Source organism: Bacillus sp. LR--39, from assembly GCF_053613335.1.
In genome coordinates this window covers 1-626 of the sequence record NZ_JBSIOT010001115.1, presented here as the reverse complement: position 1 = coordinate 626, position 626 = coordinate 1, and the positions used below count along the sequence as shown (strand labels likewise).

Sequence of the window (626 nt, the reverse complement as noted above, 5' to 3'; positions counted from 1 at the left end):
AATCGCCTGCATTTCACTTGGGCTGAATGATTCTTTTTTCATCACCATGCTGTGAAGGTACGTGAGGTCTTCAATCTTCTCATCACTGAAATCCTCCGCTTTGATTACGCCGACGTTCAGCATGTTCAGCTTTTGGGAAATCTCTTCAATCATTTGAGTTAATGTTTCTGTATTTGGGCTGGACAAATGGTTCCATCCTTTCTATGCGGAATATAGGTATGTTTTATTCTAACAGAATTCCATCAGAAAAAAACCCTATTCTAAAAGCAGGCTGTTCATTCCAAAAAAGTGAAGACATCAGTTGAAAAGAAAATGAACATCCTACTAAGATATTCATGAAGGTTTCTTTTTAGAGAAATAGGGGCAAAGAATAGGGAGGTTGGACAATATGATAAGCGTGTTATTTGTTTGTTTAGGAAACATTTGCCGGTCTCCGATGGCGGAAGCGATTTTTCGGGACCTTGCAGCCAAAAAAGGATTAGAGGAGAAAATCAAGGCGGACTCAGCGGGAATCGGCGGCTGGCACATCGGCAATCCGCCGCATGAGGGAACGCAGGAGATATTGCGCAGAGAAGGAATCAGCTTTGATGGCATGCTGGCGCGTCAAGTCAGCGAACAGGATCTGG

Annotated in this window: 1 protein-coding gene and 1 pseudogene; one reads left to right on the top strand and one right to left on the bottom strand. The window is 43.3% G+C overall.

All coding sequences use genetic code 11. The features are described from left to right. Positions 1–186: DUF1128 domain-containing protein (locus tag ACWHAR_RS28805; RefSeq protein WP_452088663.1), on the bottom strand; the 186-nt coding region annotated here is incomplete at its 3' end. 202 nt (positions 187–388) lie between these two features. On the opposite strand from ACWHAR_RS28805, the pseudogene yfkJ reads away from it, so the two are divergent. Then, positions 389–626, top strand: a pseudogene (gene yfkJ / locus ACWHAR_RS28800) (protein-tyrosine-phosphatase); the annotation flags it as partial.